This is a genomic window from Lentzea indica (assembly GCF_012184385.1).
Lineage (GTDB): Bacteria > Actinomycetota > Actinomycetes > Mycobacteriales > Pseudonocardiaceae > Lentzea > Lentzea indica.
The window spans coordinates 1-1622 of sequence record NZ_VSRL01000531.1; the positions used below are offsets into that span (position 1 = coordinate 1).

Below are 1622 nucleotides of genomic sequence, written 5' to 3' on the forward strand. Positions count from 1 at the left end.
CGCTGGGGGACAACGTTGTCATAGTGGCCGTATCTCACCTCGCCTTTACGCCCTTGTCAACCGTTCCGGAACCGGTCAGCGCCGCGGCGGTCAGCTCGCGCTGCGCGGCGTTGGTCGCCGTGACCTCCGCGTAGGAGTCCGCGGCCACGGCGGCGGACACGGCCTTGCTGATGGCGATGAACGGCGTGCGCTTGGGCACTTCGAGCAGCGGCAACCCGGCTTCGTCGGCCGCCGTGACCAGCCCCACCGGGACGACGTCGTGGCCGAGTCCGATGCCGAAGCCCAGCCCGGCGACCTCGCGGTCGACCAGCCGTGCCACGAAGGCCCGGAAGTCCGTGTCCGCGTCCACGCGCAGGCCGGTGGTCAGCAGCAGTTCGCCGCCTTCGAGGAACGGCGTCGGATCGTCCAGTTCGCTGACGTGGACCCAGCCGACGGGCCGGTCCAGCAGGTCGTGACCGGCCAGCACGCGCAAGCGGAGCGCCGGCTCCTGCCGGAGCCTGGCGAGGGTCATGGGCATCCGCGCCACCGCCGATCCGGCCAGATTGGAGCATTCAATCTAGCCGATTCGGCCACGCTCGCCTCGTGTGCGCGCCGCAGCTCGAGCCCGCGCTGTGGTTTCAGCGGCTGAACCGGTCGACCCTGGAGGAGGTACGGCTTACGGTCCGCGTCAGTCGAGAAAGCGGCCGACCGCAACGAACGCGGCCATCAGCAGGAGAATCATGTTGATGGGAACCGACTTCCGGTCGCCGATCCGGATGTGCGCCCGCGCCGCGAAAATCTGCACGACAACCAGTCCGACCGCCGCGATCGGCGTCAGGACCGGGGCGATGCCGGTCAGCTCCGGCAGGAGCAGCCCGAGCGCGCCGAGCACCTCGACGGCACCGATCCCCTTCACGGCCCCGTCCGTCATGTCCTTCGCCCAGTCGAAGTTGCCGGACGCGACCATCTGTTCGCGCGACCGCACGAGTTTCATGAGGCCGGCGGCCAGGTAGACCGCCGCAAGCAGACCTTGCACCACCCACAGCGCGATGTTCACGGAACTCTCCAATCCTTACCACTTGTGCGTAGCCTCATGATGTGTCTGCGTTGAGGGCGCCACAAAAGGCACATCGATGTATGTGTCCAGGACAGGAGGTTCAGCTGTGACGGGGTTCACGCGCACCGGCGGCTGTCCGTCGACGGACGACGGCGGTGCGATCCGCGAGGTGCTGGATCGCATCAGCGACAAGTGGAGTCTGCTGGTCGTCGGCGCGCTGCGTGGCGGTCCGCTGCGTTTCGGTGAGCTGGAGAAGGAGGTCACCGGCATTTCACAGCGCATGCTCACGCTGACGTTGAAGCATCTCGTCGAGGACGGCCTGGTCAGCCGCACGGCGTACGCGGAGGTGCCGCCGCGGGTGGAGTACGAGGTGACCGAACTCGGAAAGACGTTGGTACCGCTGGTGATCGCGCTCGCCGACTGGGCGATCACCCATCGCGACGAGATCAACGCCAACCGCGCCGGCAACCAGCACTAGTGGCGTGTCGCTGCTTAGCTGTGGTGCTTCTGACTGGGATGCTGTTGTCCGGCAGGCTCTTTCCCCTGCCGGACAAGGACTGTTGTCATGGCCTCGCAGTTGAAGCGG

Annotated in this window: 3 protein-coding genes; 1 reads left to right on the forward strand and 2 read right to left on the reverse strand. The window is 67.1% G+C overall.

Annotated features, from left to right (window positions below):
- Positions 1-34: 34 nt before the first annotated feature.
- The gene (locus FXN61_RS49340) at positions 35-517 is read right to left on the reverse strand and encodes a PucR family transcriptional regulator ligand-binding domain-containing protein (protein WP_167980623.1); all 483 of its coding nucleotides are present in this window, start codon (positions 515-517) and stop codon (positions 35-37) included.
- A gap of 150 nt (positions 518-667) precedes the next feature.
- Positions 668-1036 carry a DoxX family protein gene (locus FXN61_RS49345; RefSeq protein WP_167980624.1) on the reverse strand — a complete coding sequence of 123 codons (369 nt, stop codon included), beginning with the start codon at positions 1034-1036 and terminating at the stop codon, positions 668-670.
- Between the two features lie 106 nt (positions 1037-1142).
- On the opposite strand from FXN61_RS49345, the gene FXN61_RS49350 reads away from it, so the two are divergent.
- Positions 1143-1514, forward strand: coding sequence for a winged helix-turn-helix transcriptional regulator (locus FXN61_RS49350; protein WP_312878596.1), 372 nt, complete (start codon positions 1143-1145; stop codon positions 1512-1514).
- Positions 1515-1622: the final 108 nt, after the last annotated feature.

Bases quoted from the DNA above. Each gene is read 5' to 3' on its own strand.
- FXN61_RS49340 (WP_167980623.1), bottom strand. From the start codon at position 517: ATGCCCATGACCCTCGCCAGGCTCCGGCAGGAGCCGGCGCTCCGCTTG.